This is a genomic window from Siccibacter colletis (genome assembly GCF_000696575.1).
GTDB lineage: Bacteria > Pseudomonadota > Gammaproteobacteria > Enterobacterales > Enterobacteriaceae > Siccibacter > Siccibacter colletis.
This window is the reverse complement of sequence record NZ_JMSQ01000026.1, coordinates 1-15,922: the sequence shown is the minus strand read 5'-3', so window position 1 is coordinate 15,922 and position 15,922 is coordinate 1. Positions and strand designations below refer to the sequence as shown.

At 56.2% G+C, this 15,922-nt stretch carries 14 protein-coding genes, 2 tRNA genes, 1 rRNA gene and 1 pseudogene; 7 read left to right on the top strand and 11 right to left on the bottom strand.

Annotation, left to right across the window (positions count from 1 at the left end; all coding sequences use genetic code 11):
- Window positions 1–238 precede the first annotated feature (238 nt).
- Window positions 239–982 (top strand): peptidoglycan meso-diaminopimelic acid protein amidase, encoded by a 744-nt coding sequence (gene dpaA / locus ET34_RS0117200; RefSeq protein ID WP_031524124.1) that lies wholly within the window; start codon window positions 239–241, stop codon window positions 980–982.
- Here dpaA and ET34_RS0117195 read toward each other — a convergent pair.
- Entirely contained in the window at window positions 953–1,720 is a 768-nt protein-coding gene (locus tag ET34_RS0117195; RefSeq protein WP_031524122.1) for a class II glutamine amidotransferase, read from the bottom strand. The two genes, dpaA and ET34_RS0117195, sit on opposite strands and share 30 nt — an antisense overlap.
- Window positions 1,721–1,798: 78 nt before the next feature.
- Window positions 1,799–2,380, bottom strand: coding sequence for a D-sedoheptulose 7-phosphate isomerase (gene lpcA, locus ET34_RS0117190; protein ID WP_031524120.1), 582 nt, complete (start codon window positions 2,378–2,380; stop codon window positions 1,799–1,801).
- A 228-nt stretch (window positions 2,381–2,608) separates the two neighbouring features.
- On the opposite strand from lpcA, the gene fadE reads away from it, so the two are divergent.
- Window positions 2,609–5,053 carry an acyl-CoA dehydrogenase FadE gene (gene fadE / locus ET34_RS0117185; protein WP_035891687.1) on the top strand — a complete coding sequence of 815 codons (2,445 nt, stop codon included), beginning with the start codon at window positions 2,609–2,611 and terminating at the stop codon, window positions 5,051–5,053.
- 110 nt (window positions 5,054–5,163) lie between these two features.
- Window positions 5,164–5,934, top strand: coding sequence for an amidohydrolase (locus ET34_RS0117180; protein ID WP_031524117.1), 771 nt, complete (start codon window positions 5,164–5,166; stop codon window positions 5,932–5,934).
- Between the two features lie 88 nt (window positions 5,935–6,022).
- Here ET34_RS0117180 and ET34_RS0117175 read toward each other — a convergent pair.
- Together ET34_RS0117175 and dnaQ are read right to left on the bottom strand one after the other, a co-directional pair.
- A tRNA-Asp gene (locus tag ET34_RS0117175) sits at window positions 6,023–6,099 on the bottom strand.
- Window positions 6,100–6,232: 133 nt separating this feature from the next.
- Window positions 6,233–6,964, bottom strand: coding sequence for a DNA polymerase III subunit epsilon (gene dnaQ / locus ET34_RS0117170; protein WP_031524115.1), 732 nt, complete (start codon window positions 6,962–6,964; stop codon window positions 6,233–6,235).
- A gap of 52 nt (window positions 6,965–7,016) precedes the next feature.
- Between dnaQ and rnhA the strand changes: the two genes are divergently transcribed.
- Window positions 7,017–7,487, top strand: coding sequence for a ribonuclease HI (gene rnhA, locus ET34_RS0117165; protein ID WP_031524114.1), 471 nt, complete (start codon window positions 7,017–7,019; stop codon window positions 7,485–7,487).
- Here rnhA and ET34_RS0117160 read toward each other — a convergent pair.
- Window positions 7,484–8,200: a class I SAM-dependent methyltransferase gene (locus tag ET34_RS0117160; protein WP_031524112.1), complete on the bottom strand. Its 717-nt coding sequence runs from the start codon at window positions 8,198–8,200 to the stop codon at window positions 7,484–7,486. The two genes, rnhA and ET34_RS0117160, sit on opposite strands and share 4 nt — an antisense overlap.
- A 32-nt stretch (window positions 8,201–8,232) precedes the next feature.
- Between ET34_RS0117160 and gloB the strand changes: the two genes are divergently transcribed.
- The gene (gloB, locus tag ET34_RS0117155; protein WP_031524110.1) at window positions 8,233–8,988 is read left to right on the top strand and encodes a hydroxyacylglutathione hydrolase; all 756 of its coding nucleotides are present in this window, start codon (window positions 8,233–8,235) and stop codon (window positions 8,986–8,988) included.
- A gap of 69 nt (window positions 8,989–9,057) precedes the next feature.
- The gene (gene mltD, locus ET34_RS0117150) at window positions 9,058–10,431 is read left to right on the top strand and encodes a murein transglycosylase D (RefSeq protein ID WP_031524108.1); all 1,374 of its coding nucleotides are present in this window, start codon (window positions 9,058–9,060) and stop codon (window positions 10,429–10,431) included.
- A 43-nt stretch (window positions 10,432–10,474) separates the two neighbouring features.
- On the opposite strand, the gene ET34_RS0117145 is transcribed toward mltD, so the two are convergent.
- From ET34_RS0117145 to ET34_RS0117135, 3 genes are all read right to left on the bottom strand, one after another.
- Window positions 10,475–11,245 carry a class I SAM-dependent methyltransferase gene (locus tag ET34_RS0117145; protein WP_031524106.1) on the bottom strand — a complete coding sequence of 257 codons (771 nt, stop codon included), beginning with the start codon at window positions 11,243–11,245 and terminating at the stop codon, window positions 10,475–10,477.
- 69 nt (window positions 11,246–11,314) lie between these two features.
- On the bottom strand, window positions 11,315–12,115 hold the full coding sequence (locus ET34_RS0117140; protein ID WP_072002057.1) for an endonuclease/exonuclease/phosphatase family protein: 801 nt from the start codon (window positions 12,113–12,115) through the stop codon (window positions 11,315–11,317).
- A gap of 120 nt (window positions 12,116–12,235) precedes the next feature.
- Window positions 12,236–13,423: an MFS transporter gene (locus ET34_RS0117135; RefSeq protein ID WP_031524102.1), complete on the bottom strand. Its 1,188-nt coding sequence runs from the start codon at window positions 13,421–13,423 to the stop codon at window positions 12,236–12,238.
- Window positions 13,424–13,526: 103 nt separating this feature from the next.
- Here ET34_RS0117135 and yafC point away from each other — a divergent pair.
- A pseudogene (gene yafC / locus ET34_RS0117130) lies at window positions 13,527–14,458 on the top strand (DNA-binding transcriptional regulator YafC).
- Here the strand turns inward: yafC and dkgB are convergent.
- From dkgB to rrf, 3 genes are all read right to left on the bottom strand, one after another.
- Window positions 14,455–15,258, bottom strand: coding sequence for a 2,5-didehydrogluconate reductase DkgB (gene dkgB, locus ET34_RS0117125; RefSeq protein WP_031524099.1), 804 nt, complete (start codon window positions 15,256–15,258; stop codon window positions 14,455–14,457). The pseudogene yafC and the gene dkgB overlap by 4 nt on opposite strands.
- A 195-nt stretch (window positions 15,259–15,453) precedes the next feature.
- Window positions 15,454–15,530 (bottom strand) — tRNA-Asp (locus ET34_RS0117120).
- 188 nt (window positions 15,531–15,718) lie between these two features.
- A 5S ribosomal RNA gene (gene rrf, locus ET34_RS0117115) occupies window positions 15,719–15,834 on the bottom strand.
- Window positions 15,835–15,922: the final 88 nt, after the last annotated feature.

Genomic DNA, 15,922 nt, shown 5'->3' with positions numbered 1-15,922 from the left:
CGTTAAGAACTAACTCATTCATTATTTGTTGCTTTTTTTATGACTCAAAACGCCAGCCCGACGCTGAAAATGTCATCTGCCCAGGGTATAACTATGCGCGGCAATGAAAACATCTGTTCCGGCTGTTGCGAAAATCTTTATTGCTGCTAATGTGAGCGCTCCATTACAGAATTGTCTGATTCTGGGTCTCTCTTGCCGTCCCGGCAGTGGTTTCAGCTTTATCAAGGAAATAAGCAGTATGCGTAAAATCGCATTATTCATTGCGATGCTTCTCATCCCGTGCGTATCATTTGCCGCGCTGACCGGAAGCAACAGTTCAGCTTCATCGCTTAGCAAAGAATATAAACAGCAGCTTATGGGCTCGCCGGTTTATGTTCAGATCTTTAAAGAAGAGCGCACCCTTGAGCTTTACGTGAAGATGGGCGAGCAGTATCAACTGCTGGACAGTTTCCGCATCTGCAATTATTCCGGTGGGCTTGGCCCGAAACAGCGCCAGGGCGATTTTAAAAGCCCGGAAGGGTTCTACAGCGTCCAGCGCAACCAGCTCAAGCCGGACAGCCGTTTCTATAAAGCGATTAATATCGGCTTCCCGAACGCCTATGACCGCGCCCACGGCTACCAGGGTAACTACCTGATGATCCACGGAGCCTGTGTGTCAGTAGGCTGCTACGCCATGACTGATTCCGGGATTGATGAGATTTTCCAGTATGTCACCGCCGCGCTGATCTTCGGTCAGCCGCAGGTTCAGGTGAGCATCTATCCATTCCGCATGACCGATGCCAATATGGCGCGTCACAAGTACTCCTACTACAGCGACTTCTGGAAACAGCTGAAGCCGGGCTACGACTACTTCGTGCAGACCCGCCAGCCGCCGGTGGTATCGGTGTCGCCGGAAGGCCGCTACGTGGTCAGCAAGCCGCTTGCCAGCACGCCGGTGCACCCGCAGCTGGTGTCAAACTACGCGCTCCCCAAGACAGAATAACGCCCACTCGCCAGGCATAATCTTTTGCCAGGTTTCGTTGCCCGTCAGGGGCTGAGTGGCAATCACAGTGACCACATCGTTCGGTGTGGTCTCCTGCACAAAATCAATCTCCACATCCTGATCCAGCAGCGTGGCTTTGCCAAACGGCGCGCGGCGGGTGATCCAGAACAGATTCGTTGAACAGAACGCCATCACGTAGCGCCCGTCGGACAGCAGCATGTTGAACACGCCTTTTTCGCGCAGCTGCGCGGCAAGCGTGGCGATAAAGCGAAACACACTGTCCATTTTGGCTGGAGTGCGCGGATAGCGCTGGGTCAGCTGATGCAGCAGCCAGCAGAATGCTTTTTCGCTGTCGGTCTCGCCCACCGGGCGGAACTGACCGGTTTGCAGGCTGCGGTAGCCGCTGAGCTGCCCGTTGTGGGCGTAGGTCCAGTTACGGCCCCACAGCTCGCGGGTGAAGGGGTGGGTATTCTCCAGTGCCACCATGCCGCGATTCGCCTGGCGAATGTGGGCAATCACCGAGCAGGATTTGATCGGGTACTCCTGCACCAGCCTGGCGATGGGGGAATTGAAACTCGGCTGCGGATCTTTGAAGGTGCGGCAGCCTTTGCCTTCATAGAAGGTGATGCCCCAGCCATCTTTGTGCGGCCCGGTGCCGCCGCCACGCTGAACGAGGCCGGTAAAGCTAAAGCAGATATCGGTTGGCACGTTGGCGCTCATCCCGAGCAATTCGCACATAGTTCACCTCATAAGGCATCCGCACAGGGCAGCGTCAATACACCGCCCGGCGTCAGCATGACCAACAGATGAGCCTTATCAGGCTTTGACCATCTCTTTTTCAATCAGCTGGATCAGGATGTGGATCACTTTGATGTGGATCTCCTGAATACGGTCTGCATAACCAAAGTGTGGCACACGAATTTCGATGTCGGCGCTGCCCGCCATTTTGCCACCGTCTTTCCCGGTCAGGGTGATGACCTTCATGCCTTTGGCACGCGCGGCTTCAATGGCTTTGATCACATTGCCGGAGTTGCCGGAGGTGGAGATACCCAGCAGCACGTCGCCTTCACGGCCCACCGCTTCCACATAGCGCGAGAACACGTAGTCGTAGCCAAAGTCATTGCTGACGCAGGAGATATGGCTGACGTCGGAGATCGCAATCGCCGGGTAGCCCGGACGGTTTTCGCGGTAGCGCCCGGTCAGTTCTTCCGCGAAGTGCATCGCATCGCAGTGTGAACCGCCGTTCCCGCAGGAGAGCACTTTCCCGCCCGCTTTGAAGCTGTCTGCCAGCAGTACGGCCGCACGCTGGATGGCGTGGATGTTGGCTTCATCTTTCAGGAAGTTAGCCAGCGTTTCTGCGGCTTCATTCAGCTCGTTACGAATAAGATCCTGGTACATGAGGATATCCTTCAGCATTAAAAATAGAGTCCGGGCAAGTGTACCGGATAGCGTCCTGAGCGAGAAGCGCTACGCCTGCCGCCGCACCGCAGTTTTGCCTTTCCGTGCGGCAACAATGTGAACCAGGTTGTAATTATTTTGTGAACACATTGCTAAAGAACATAACATCCACTACAACCATATCATCACAAGTGGTCAGACCTCCTACAAGCAAGGGAGCTTTTCGTTATGATGATGTTGAGTATCGTTGCCACCATCGCGCTGATCGGTGTGCTCTTTTACCATCGCGTCGGCCTGCTGCTCAGCAGCGCCATTCTGCTGACGTGGACCGCGGCGCTGGGCTTCGCCGGACTCTGGTCGCTGTGGGTATTGATCCCGGTGGCGATCCTGCTGGTGCCGTTCAACGTCGCCCCGCTGCGCAAATCACTGTTCTCTGCCCCGGCATTCCGCAGCTTCCGTAAAGTGATGCCGCCGATGTCGCGTACCGAGAAAGAGGCCATTGACGCCGGGACCACCTGGTGGGAAGGCGATCTGTTCCGCGGCAACCCTGACTGGCAGAAACTGCACAATTACCCGCAGCCAACGCTGACCGCGGAAGAGCAGGCCTTTATCGATGGCCCGGTAGAAGAAGCCTGCCGCATGGCGAATGATTTCCAGATCACCCATGAGATGGCGGACCTGCCGCCGGAGCTGTGGGCGTATCTGAAAGAGCACCGCTTCTTTGCGATGATTATCAAGAAAGAGTACGGCGGGCTGGAGTTTTCCGCTTACGCCCAGGCGCGCGTGCTGCAGAAGCTGGCCGGGGTATCGGGCATTCTGGCGATTACCGTCGGCGTACCGAACTCGTTAGGGCCGGGTGAACTGTTGCAACACTACGGCACCCAGGAGCAAAAGGATCATTACCTGCCGCGTCTGGCGCGTGGCCAGGAGATCCCCTGCTTCGCACTCACCAGCCCGGAAGCCGGCTCCGATGCGGGCGCGATTCCTGATACCGGTGTGGTGTGCATGGGCGAGTGGCAGGGCCAGCAGGTGCTGGGCATGCGCCTGACCTGGAACAAACGCTACATCACCCTGGCACCCATCGCCACCGTGCTGGGGCTGGCGTTCAAGCTCTCCGATCCTGACCATCTGTTAGGCGATGATGCCGAGCCGGGCATTACCTGCGCGCTGATCCCGACCAACACCCCGGGCGTGGAGATCGGTAAACGCCACTTCCCGCTTAACGTGCCGTTCCAGAACGGTCCAACCCGCGGCAATGACATCTTCGTCCCGATTGATTACATCATCGGCGGCCCGAAAATGGCCGGCCAGGGCTGGCGTATGCTGGTGGAATGCCTCTCTGTTGGCCGCGGTATCACCCTGCCGTCCAACTCTACCGGCAGCCTGAAATCCATTGCGCTGGCAACCGGGGCCTATGCCCATATCCGCCGCCAGTTTAAAGTTTCCATCGGTAAGATGGAGGGTATCGAAGAGCCGCTGGCACGCATTGCGGGCAACGCTTACGTGATGGACGCGGCGGCCTCGCTGATCACCTACGGCATTATGCTCGGCGAAAAACCGGCGGTGCTGTCGGCTATCGTGAAGTATCACTGTACCCACCGCGGCCAGCAGTCAATTATTGATGCAATGGATATCGCCGGCGGGAAAGGCATCATGCTCGGCGAGTCCAACTTCCTCGCGCGGGCCTATCAGGGCGCACCGATCGCCATTACCGTGGAAGGGGCGAATATCCTGACCCGCACCATGATGATCTTCGGTCAGGGCGCTATTCGCTGCCATCCCTATGTGCTGGAAGAGATGGCCGCGGCGCAAAGCAACGATCTCAATGCCTTCGACCAGTTGCTGTTCAGCCATATCGGCCACGTAGGCAGCAACATGATGCGCAGCTTCTGGCTCGGGTTGACCAACGGCCTGACCAGCCGCTCCCCGACCCGGGATGCGACGCGCCGCTACTACCAGCACATCAACCGCGTCAGCGCCAACCTTGCACTGATGTCGGACATTTCGATGGCGGTGCTCGGCGGCAGCCTGAAACGCCGCGAGCGCATCTCGGCGCGCCTCGGTGATGTGCTGAGCCAGCTCTATCTGGCGTCGGCCGCGCTGAAGCGTTACGAGGACGAAGGCCGTCACGAAGCGGATCTGCCGCTGGTGCACTGGGGCGTGCAGGATGCGCTGCATCAGGCCGAGCAGGCGCTGGACGACCTGCTGCGTAACTTCCCGAATGGAGGTGTGGCAGGGCTGATGCGTCTGGTGATCTTCCCGCTCGGTCGTCGCTTTACCGCGCCGTCGGATAAGCTCGACCACCAGCTGGCGAAAATTATTCAGACGCCGTGCGCTACCCGCTCACGCATTGGTCGCGGTCAGTATCTGACGCCGAGCGAACATAATGCGATGGGGCTGCTGGAAGCCGCGCTGGCAGATGTGATGGCCGCCGAACCCATCCACGTGCGTATCTGCAAAGAGCTGGGTAAAAATCTGCCGTTCACCCGCCTGGATGCGCTGGCGAACGACGCGATGGCGAAAGGGTTCATTACCCAGGAGGAGGCCAACGTGTTGATCAAAGCCGAGGAGAGCCGTCTGCGCAGCATTAACGTCGACGAGTTTGACTTTGATGCGCTGGCGACCCAGCCGGTAAAGCCGCAGGCTGAGGTTCGCGCTATCGAAGCCGCGTAATTCCTCACCCGACTAGCCTCAAACCCCGCCTGGTGCGGGGTTTTTTATTGGCACCTTCCGGCGCTTTTCTCATATAGTGGGGAATCACGGTTCACTACGGAGCTACTCACGTGTCAGGCTTATCACTCTCTGTGCTGCAACAACCGCTGGTCTGGATGGACGGTCCGGCCAACCTTCGCCACTTTGATACCCTGCTGGCAGACCTGCACGGGCGGGATCTGATCCTGCTACCGGAAATGTTTACTACTGGTTTTGCAATGGAGGCGGCGCAGCAGTCGATGCCGCAGCAGGAGGTGGTGGCCTGGATGCAGGAGAAAGCGCGCCACACCAATGCGATGATTGCCGGCAGCGCGGCGCTGCAGACCGAGCGCGGCCCGGTGAACCGTTTCCTGCTGGTGCAGCCGGACGGCACGCTGCATCACTATGATAAGCGCCATCTGTTCCGCATGGCCGATGAACATCATCATTATCAGGCCGGAGAGGCGCGCGTCATTATCGAATGGCGCGGGTTCCGCATACTGCCGCTGGTGTGCTACGACCTGCGCTTCCCGGTGTGGTCACGCAATCAGAACGATTACGATCTGGCGCTCTACGTAGCAAACTGGCCGGCTCCGCGTGCGCTGCACTGGCAGGCGCTGTTACTGGCGCGGGCCATCGAAAATCAGGCTTACGTGGCGGGCTGCAACCGCGTCGGCACCGACGGCAACGGGCATGGCTACAGCGGCGACAGCGCCATTATCAGCCCGCAGGGTGAGATGCTGGCGACAGCCACGCCGCATGAAGCGATGCGTATTGATGCCGAACTGTCGCTGGAGGCGCTGAACGCGTATCGTGAGAAATTCCCGGCCTGGCAGGACGCCGACCCGTTTACGCTGCGCTAGTCTCCCCTCGCCTCGTTGCAGAAAGAGGCGAGCGGCACGCAGAAATGACGAAGGCCTGAATCATTGCTGATTCAGGCCTTCTGAATAGTGGCGGAACGGACGGGGCTCGAACCCGCGACCCCCTGCGTGACAGGCAGGTATTCTAACCAACTGAACTACCGCTCCGCATTGTTCCATTGCTGGAACGAGGCGAATATTACGGTTTGCCCCGATCCGCGTCAACGCTTTTTCTCACGAATTTAATCGTTTGCTCTAAAAATCGCCCGCACGGTTATTTTCCGCGCGACCGGCGATTTTTTTATGCGCGCCAGAGGCAGCTACCGCCCTTCTTTTCCACCAGATCGAGACGCGATTCGTGAGCCATCAGCTCATCGTCGCTGGCGGCGATCACGCGCAGGCGGGAGGCCTGACGCACCACGCGCTGGATCCCGGCTTCACCCTGCTGCTGCGGCGACTCCCCTTCCATAGCAAACGACATGATCGTCTGCCCGCCGGTCATCGCCAGATAGACATCGGCCAGAATTTGGGAGTCGAGTAACGCCCCGTGCAGCGTACGCTTGGTGTTGTCTATTTCGTAGCGCGAGCAGAGCGCATCCAGGCTGTTGCGCTTGCCGGGGAACATTTTGCGCGCCATCGCCAGGCTGTCCGTGACCTTACAGAAGGTCTCGGTTTTCGGGATGCCGCGGTTGAGCTTGCTGAACTCGTAATCCATAAAGCCGATATCGAACGACGCGTTATGGATGACCAGCTCGGCCCCGCGGATGTAGTCGATAAAATCATCCACCACGTCGCCGAACAGCGGCTGGTGCATCAGAAATTCGTCGGCAATACCGTGCACGTTGAACGCTTCCGGGTCCACCAGCCGGTCGGGCTTCAGGTAGACGTGGAAGTTATTCCCGGTCAGGCGGCGGTTGATCACCTCTACCGCGCCAATTTCAATAATCCGGTGCCCTTCATAGTGGACACCGATCTGGTTCATACCGGTGGTTTCGGTATCGAGGACGATCTGTCGTGTAATTGCTGTGCTCATGGGCTTCGTTTATGTCAGACTTGGCGTTTTAATCACAGGAAGTCTACCAGAGATGCGCAAACAGGTAGAAATTTTCACCGATGGCTCCTGCCTCGGCAACCCAGGACCGGGCGGCTACGGTGCAATTCTTCGCTACAAACAACATGAAAAAGAGTTCAGCGCCGGTTACCGGTTGACCACCAACAACCGCATGGAGCTGATGGCGGCCATCGTGGCGCTGGAGGGGCTACGCGAGCACTGCGACGTGGTGCTGAGCACCGACAGCCAGTACGTGCGCCAGGGGATCACCCAGTGGATCCATAACTGGAAAAAACGCGGCTGGAAAACGGCCGATAAAAAGCCGGTAAAAAATGTCGATCTCTGGCAGCGTCTTGATGCCGCCCTGAGCCAGCATAAAATCCAGTGGGAGTGGGTAAAAGGCCATGCCGGTCACCCGGAGAACGAACGCTGCGATGTGCTGGCACGCAGCGCGGCGGAAAATCCCACGCAGGAAGACACAGGCTACCTCCCGCAGGAGAGTTAAGGTTTTCGATACTGCCGCGTCGCACCCACCGTCTGGCGCAGCGAGGCTTTGGCTTTGCGGGCTTTCATCGGGTTAAGCGTCAGCGGAATGGTGCGCTTGCGCGCCACAATAAGCTGCATACACCCCAGCGCGGGCAGATGCGTACTCAACAGACGCCCGCCCTGCCGGGTCCAGGGCAACACCTGGAAACGCCCGTGATATAACACTTCAAAGTTCAGCAGCGCCAGCCAGTCCAGCTGGCGCATCATGGTAAACATGCGGCTATTATAGGGTGGTCGCTTACGTTTGAACGGCACCAGCTTCGTCATCCCGACCAGGCTCAGTGGGTTAAAACCGCTCAGGACGATCCAGCCGTCATCAATCAACACCCGGTCAGCTTCACGCAACAGCGCGTGCGGGTCGTGGCACCACGGTAGCGTATGGGCCAGCAGGCAGGCATCCACCGACTTCGCGGCGAAAGGCAACTGGAGCGGATCGGCAATCACCTGATGCGGATCGCCGCCGAGGGACACATTCACCTGGTGCGAAATGGCGCAGGCCTCGGTATTGATTTCCGCGCTCATATTGCCGATTTTAAGCAGATGAAAACCATACATTTTCGCCAGCCAGGGCTGAAGCTGGTTTTCCAGCGCCAGGCGATAGTGCTCGCCAGCCGGCAGCTCATCCCAGCGGGATGGAGACGTCAGTTTTTGAGGTATCCTTGCCGTTTTCATTACTACCTTCCCTAACGCTTGAGAGGTGTTTTATGAATCTTACCAGCATTCCCGCTTTACAGGACAACTACATCTGGGTACTGAACGACGACGCTGGCCGCTGCCTGATCGTCGATCCCGGCGAAGCGGCACCGGTACTGGCTGCTATTGCGCAAAACGGCTGGCAGCCGGAAGCGATTCTGCTGACGCACCATCATAACGATCACACCGGCGGCGTACCGGAGCTGCTGGCTCGTTACCCAGGCCTGGCGGTGTATGGGCCGGAAGAGACCCGGGAGAAAGGGGCGAAGATAATCGTTGCGGAAGGAGATAACGTTTCAGTTTTAGATCACAACTTTCGCGTTATCGCCACCCCGGGCCACACTTTAGGACATATCTGTTTTTTTAGCGCGCCTTATCTTTTCTGTGGCGATACGATGTTTTCCGGTGGCTGTGGCCGACTGTTTGAAGGCACGCCAGAGCAGATGTACCAGTCATTCGAGAAATTAAATGCGTTACCGGAAGAGACGTTAGTCTGCTGCGCGCACGAATATACATTAAGTAATCTTAAGTTTGCGGCGCATATTCTTCCTGAGGATGAAGCAATTTCCCAATATTACCGAGAAGTGAAGGAGTTACGGGCAAAAAATCAAATTACGCTGCCCACTTTATTAAAAACCGAGCGCAAAATTAATCTGTTCCTCAGAACGCAAGATTATGTATTAATTAACAAAATTAACGCAGAAACATCTTTGCAACAACCTGAGCATGTTTTCGGCTGGTTACGGGCAAAGAAAGATAACTTCTGAATTCATACTTGTGTTCGCGAAACATCGCAGTTATCATCGCTCGTCTTTTAAGCAACTATTGACACACACATGAAGGCAAAAGCGATTTTACTCGCCTCTGTCTTGCTTGTTGGGTGCCAGGCGCAACAGCGCGATGGTAATGTCCAACAGCACGCACAGAGCCTTTCTGCGGCTGGTCAAGGGGAAGCAGGAAAGCTGGCAAGCCGAAACGGCTTCTGGATGGACAACGCGTCCACTCTGGCAGACGATCAAAACTTGTGGGCTTTCATTGGCGACGAGCTAAAGATGGGAATTCCGGAAAATGCCCGGATTCGCGAACAGAAGCAGAAGTATTTAAAAAATAAGAGCTATCTCCACGATGTAACATTACGGGCAGAGCCGTATATGTACTGGATAGCAGGGCAAGTTAAGAAACGTAACATGCCCATGGAACTGGTACTACTACCCATAGTGGAGAGCGCTTTTGACCCGCACGCGACGTCTGGCGCCAATGCCGCAGGCATCTGGCAGATCATACCGAGCACAGGGCGCAATTATGGTTTGAAGCAGACCCGCAGCTATGATGCGCGTCGTGACGTAGTGGCTTCCACCACCGCGGCACTGGATATGATGCAGCGTCTTAACCGCATGTTTGACGGCGACTGGTTACTCACCGTTGCCGCCTATAACAGTGGTGAAGGTCGGGTTATGAAGGCAATGAAAGCGAATAAAGCGCGTGGTAAACCCACAGACTTTTGGTCGCTCTCACTGCCGCTGGAAACCAAAATATACGTACCGAAAATGCTGGCATTAAGCGACATTCTCAAAAACAGCGAGCGTTACGGCGTAAGCTTGCCGACCACTGATGAGAGCCGTGCACTGGCGCGCGTTCCGGTCAGTAATCCGGTAGAGATGGAGCAGCTGGCAGAGATGGCCGGGATTTCAGTGAAAAAACTGAAAACCTTCAACGCAGGCGTTAAAGGCGCTACGTTGGGCGCAAGCGGTCCGCAGTACGTTATGGTTCCTCGTAAGCACGCCGCGCAGCTGCGAAGCTCGCTGGCCGCTAACGAAATTGAAGCTGTTCAACCGGCTATTCTCGCGAATAACGATGATACCGGCAGCCGTGCCTACACCGTTCGCTCCGGCGATACGCTTTCAGGCATTGCGTCACGTTTAAACGTGACCACGGCCGAACTGCGACGCTGGAATGGTTTGAAAGGCGCAAGCCTGAAAATCGGCCAGACGTTAAACGTTGGTAGCAATACCAGCAGCGCAGGGCGCCTGGCGAAGAACGACGACAGCATCACGTACCGCGTCCGTAAAGGCGATTCGCTTTCGAGCATCGCAAAACGACACGGCGTCAATATCAAAGACGTGATGCGCTGGAACACGGGAACAGACAAACTGCAACCGGGCGATCAGATCACGCTGTTTGTGAAAAACGACAGCCGACCTGATTCCTGACAGAACAAAAAAGGCACCGACTTCCCCCGGTGCCTTTTTCTTTTTATGCGTACTTTATGGCTTCAATCATAATGATATCGCTGCAAAACGAACCGTCATCTTCCAGCGCGAAATAGCGCTTCACCTCATCCGCCGCACTTTCCTGATAGGCCCTAATCGCCTCTGCCATCACAGCAGGCGTGCGCATACGTGCAATCCACGAGGCGAATTCCAGCCGCAGACGGTCGGTAGTAATGCCCTGTACCGCCAGTCCCGCGCTGGTAAACATCGACAGCCACTCACCGCTGGCATAATTCCGCACGTGCGAGGTATCCCGCAGCGCTTCCACGGTCTGCAGCCAGATATCCAGCACCGCCTGCCCCGGCGACAGGATATCCATAAATATCACATGACCGCCTGGCTTCAGGATGCGACGCACTTCCCGCAGCGCCATACCGGGATCCTGCCAGTGGTGCGCTGAATAGCGGCTTATTACCACGTCCATACTGTTATCGTCGAACGGCAACTGTTCGGCCACGCCCTGGCGGGTATCGAGATTAGCAATATTACGCTCGCGCGCTGTATTGCTAACCACATCAAGCATCCGCGCTGAAAGATCGTAAGCCGTGACGTGCGCCACCAGCCCGGCCGCGGCAAAACTGGCATGCCCTGCCCCACAGCCAATATCCAGCAGCTGTGCGGTTGGCCATGCCGCGAGTTTTTCCTTCAGACGCTCAAGATCGTTACCGTTGGCGTGGACCTGACTGGTGAGATAAGCCTGCGCCTGCTCTCCGAACTGGTTGTCGACGTGATGCTGATGGGAGTGCGTTGTCATGATGGTGTCCTTGCAGCTGAGAAAAATAGGGCAGCGTCAGATCTGCCCTACGGCAGACCTGACTTACCTTTATTTCTCAGGTTTGCCGGGACTGAATTCGACGAGTAGTGGATTGTGATCGGAGGCGCGGGTGACCAGCACCGAGGCTTCGCTGACGTTAAGACCGCGATAGAAGACAAAATCTAGCGGACGGCCAAAGGCCCGTCGGCGATTGTCATCGGTAAACCGCACCTGGCGCAGTGACATATCGCGCGTAAAGCGGAACAGCGCGTTCATGCGCGGTCGGCTCCAGGCATTAAAATCTCCCGCCATGATCACCGGACCATTGTGATGCGCAATCTGATCGCCAATCGGCAGTAGCTGCTTGCTGTAGACGTCCACGCCGAGGCTGAAATTGACGGCGTGAATATTCACAACCATCAGCATGCGGCCATCGGGCAGCGGATAAACCGTAACCAGTGCTGATTTGGACAGGCGAAGAATAGGTTCGCGCTCGCGCAGCGGGCAGCAGTACACCGGGTGCGCAGCAGCAAGGGTCATCACCCCGGAAGGGTGCTGCGGCAGAACAAACGCGGGAACCTGATCGGCGGCAAGGTAGTTTGAGGTAGCAAACTGCACCAGCTCGGGCGTGGTTTGCGCTTCCTGGAGCAGCACCAGATGCGCATCTTTGCCGAAGTTTTGCAGCACCGACAGCCATTCAGCTCGCTGCTGCTTAAAGATATTCCACACCAGTACCCGAAGCACATCAGGGCCCGGGAGTGGCGCACCGGCGGGTAACGCCTTGCCAATACTCGCGAATGAGCCCGGCGGCAGAATCCTCTCCGCTGGCAGTCCGGCAATGTAGCGCATGGCATAAGTCGTTTTTCGCACGTTTGGCTTCAAACCTCTGTAACATGAACCGCCCGGGAAATCAGGCGGTTCCTCAGTTATAGGGATTTTAGCTCACACTTTCAACGACGTTATGGTTTGTTTTAGCAAGCAGCCAGGCAGCTACGCCTGCTTCCACTGCGCTACAGACGCGTTTTTCTTATCGAGACGGCCGCTAATAATCGTCAGAATCAGTGCGACCGCGACGATAACTGCGCCGATCCAGGGCGTGCTGGCGAGGCCATAATGTTCGACCGTCTGACCGCCAACGATTGAGCCGAGCGCAATGCCGACGTTAAAGGCTGCGATATTCAGACCAGAGGCGACGTCAACCGCACCCGGCGCGTACTCTCCCGCCTTCTGCACCACATACACCTGAAGACCCGGCACATTGCCAAACGCGAAAATGCCCATTACCAGCACCGTGACCAGTGCGGCGTAGTGAATACTGACCGTGAACTGGAAGATCAGCAGCAATACGGCAAGTGCGGCGAAAATCAGCGTCAGGGCAGGAATCGCACCCTGTTTGTCTGCCAGCTTGCCGCCCCAGATATTGCCGATCGCGACGGCCACACCATAGCCAAGAAGAATAAAGCTTACGGCTGATGGCGAGAAGCCAGCCAGGCTTTGCATCATGGGTGCCAGGAAGGTAAAGGCGGTGAATACGCCGCCATAGCCCAGCGCGGTAATAGCATAGATCATCAGCAGGCGCGGATGCGTCAGTACGCTTAATTGCGCTTTCAGGCCCGCCACTGGCTGCATCGGAATCGCTTTCGGGATGAGAAGCATACTGGCGATAAGCGCAATGACGCCGAGTCCCGCGACCGCGAGGAAGGTTTCCCGCCAGCCAAAATGCTGGCCGATAAAGGTTCCCAGCGGCACGCCGGTGACCAGTGCGACAGTCAGCCCACCGAACATGATCGCGATGGCCGACGCGGCTTTCTCGCGGGCGACCAGACCGGTGGCAATCGTCGAACCAATCGAGAAGAATACGCCATGTGCCAGGCCGGTCAGCAGACGCGCCACCACCAGGGTGTTATAGCCCGGCGCCAGCCAGGCCAGCAGATTCCCGGCGGTGAACAGCGCCATCAGCAGGATCAGCAGTTGCTTACGGGGAAGCCTCGCAGTCAGCGCCGTCAGAACCGGTGCGCCAATGGCGACACCCAGCGCATAAATCGATACCAGTAAGCCGGCAGAGGGTAACGATATTCCCATCTGCTCTGCGATAGTCGGCACCAGCCCAACAATAACAAATTCGGTGGTGCCAATTGCGAAAGCGCTGATCGTCAGCGCCAGTAATGCCAGCGGCATAATGTACTCCATACAGGTTGCATTTGATGGCGCTCAGTATGCTACCGTGCTTAAATAACAAAAATATTCAAAGTCTCAATAGAATTTTGCCTGAGGAGCAACAATGAAAGCGAGTTCCGAAGAGCTGACCGTGTTTGTCGCTGTGGTAGAGAGCGGTAGTTTCAGCCGGGCCGCCGAACAACTCGGTCAGGCCAACTCGGCAGTGAGCAGGACGGTAAAAAAGCTGGAGATGAAGCTTGGCGTCAGCCTGCTAAACCGCACCACGCGGCAGCTCAGCCTTACCGAAGAAGGACATCGCTATTTCCGACGGGTACAGCACGTTCTGCAGGAGATGGCGGCCGCTGAGAATGAACTGATGGAGTCGCGTCAGACACCGCGAGGTTTGCTGCGCATTGATGCCGCAACGCCCGTGGTGCTGCATTTTCTCATGCCGCTTATCAGGCCGTTTCGCGAGCGCTACCCGGAGATGACGCTGTCGCTGGTGTCCTCCGAAACCTTTATTAATCTGATCGAGCGTAAAGTTGATGTCGCAATCCGGGCGGGAACGTTGACTGACTCCAGCCTGCGTGCGCGGCCGCTGTTCACCAGTTATCGAAAGATCATCGCCTCTCCGGATTATCTTGCGCGCCACGGAACGCCTGCCAGCGTGGAAGAGCTTAACGATCATCTGTGCCTCGGTTTTACCGAGCCGGTATCGCTTAACCGCTGGCCTGTCGCTCAGGCGGATGGGCAGTTGCTGGAAGTGGACGTCGGGTTATCGTCTAACAGCGGCGAAACGCTGAAACAACTCTGCATAACGGGAAATGGCATTGCCTGTTTGTCGGATTATATGATCGATCGGGAGATTGCCAGCGGCGCGCTGGTTGAACTTCTGGCCGAGCAACGTTTGCCGGTGGAGATGCCTTTCAGCGCGGTCTACTACAGCGATCGAGCAGTGAGTACGCGGATCCGGGCATTAATCGATTTTATGAGTGAACATGTGAAACAGCCCCGGACGGGGCTGTAACAGAGGATGGGCATAAAGAGGAGGGTTAATCCCAGGCGGGAGCCAGTCCCTCCGGGCTGACCAGGCGATCGTTACAATCCAGCACGTCAATCGATGCCATATCTCTAGCGTCCAGCTTGAGAGTCGTCGCGTTAAGATTGCTTGCCAGGTTCTCACGTTTGGTTGAGGAAGGAATGACGGCATACCCCATCGCCAGCGCCCATGCCAGGATAACCTGCGCGGGAGTAGCATTGTGTTTTTCCGCAATGCGGATAATCACGTCATCTTTAAGTGCCTTCCCATACGCCAGTGTCATATAGGATGTGATATGAATGCCGTGCGCCCTCGCCCACTCTGTAACTTTACGGTTTTGCAGGTAGGGAGATAACTCAATCTGGTTGGTTGCGATATTCTCTACGCCTACGGCATTGATTGCGTGCGTCATCAGATCGATCGTGAAATTAGAAATGCCAATTTCGCGAGTTAAGCCCTGCTGTTTTGCTTCCAGTAGCGCCTGCATATACTCTTCAACCGGTACGACATCGCCCGGCGATGGCCAGTGGATCAGCGTCAGATCGACATAATCGGTACGCAATTTTTCCAGGCTCTCTTTAAGGCTTGGAATTAATTTCTCTTTGCTGAGATTTTCGGTCCAGATTTTGGTGGTGATAAAGAGATCGTTACGCGCCACGCCACTCTCTTTGATGGCCTGCCCTATCTCTGCTTCATTGCCATAAATCTGTGCGGTGTCGATTGCGCGATAGCCCATTTCGAGTGCATTTTTTACAGATGCGATAACCACATCCTCTTGCAGGCGGAAGGTCCCAAGACCAAATTCAGGAACTGTCATTACTACCTCTTCTTTTCGTTTACGCTGTTCTTGAAACGATTGTCACCCGTCTGGTTATGGTGATAAAGAGGCATAATTTGAGAAGAGTTTTGCGCTAAGCGCAATAAAAGAAGGGAATATGAGGATATAAGGGGGTGAGTTGAAGCATAGAAAAAAGAAAAAGCCCTGAGCATACGCTCAGGGCTTATCAAAAAGTGGCGGAACGGACGGGGCTCGAACCCGCGACCCCCTGCGTGACAGGCAGGTATTCTAACCAACTGAACTACCGCTCCACCGAATTTCGTCACTGCACCGGATGTCACTCCGGTTTACTGCTAATTTGATGCCTGGCAGTTTATGAATCGCTGTGCGATTCACCCTTCGGGCCGTTGCTGCGCAACGTTCAAAAGCTTCGCTTTTGTCCTACTCTCTGTCGAGTAGTGAACTGCCCTGAAGTTCTGGTCAGGTATGTTAATTTAATGCCTGGCAGTTCCCTACTCTCGCATGGGGAGACCCCACACTACCATCGGCGCTACGGCGTTTCACTTCTGAGTTCGGCATGGGGTCAGGTGGGACCACCGCGCTACAGCCGCCAGGCAAATTCTGTTCGCTTACCGCCTCGCGGCCATAAGCTTTAATCCGTCTCAAGCTGAAAATCTCTCAAATCCAACACCAAAACACCTTC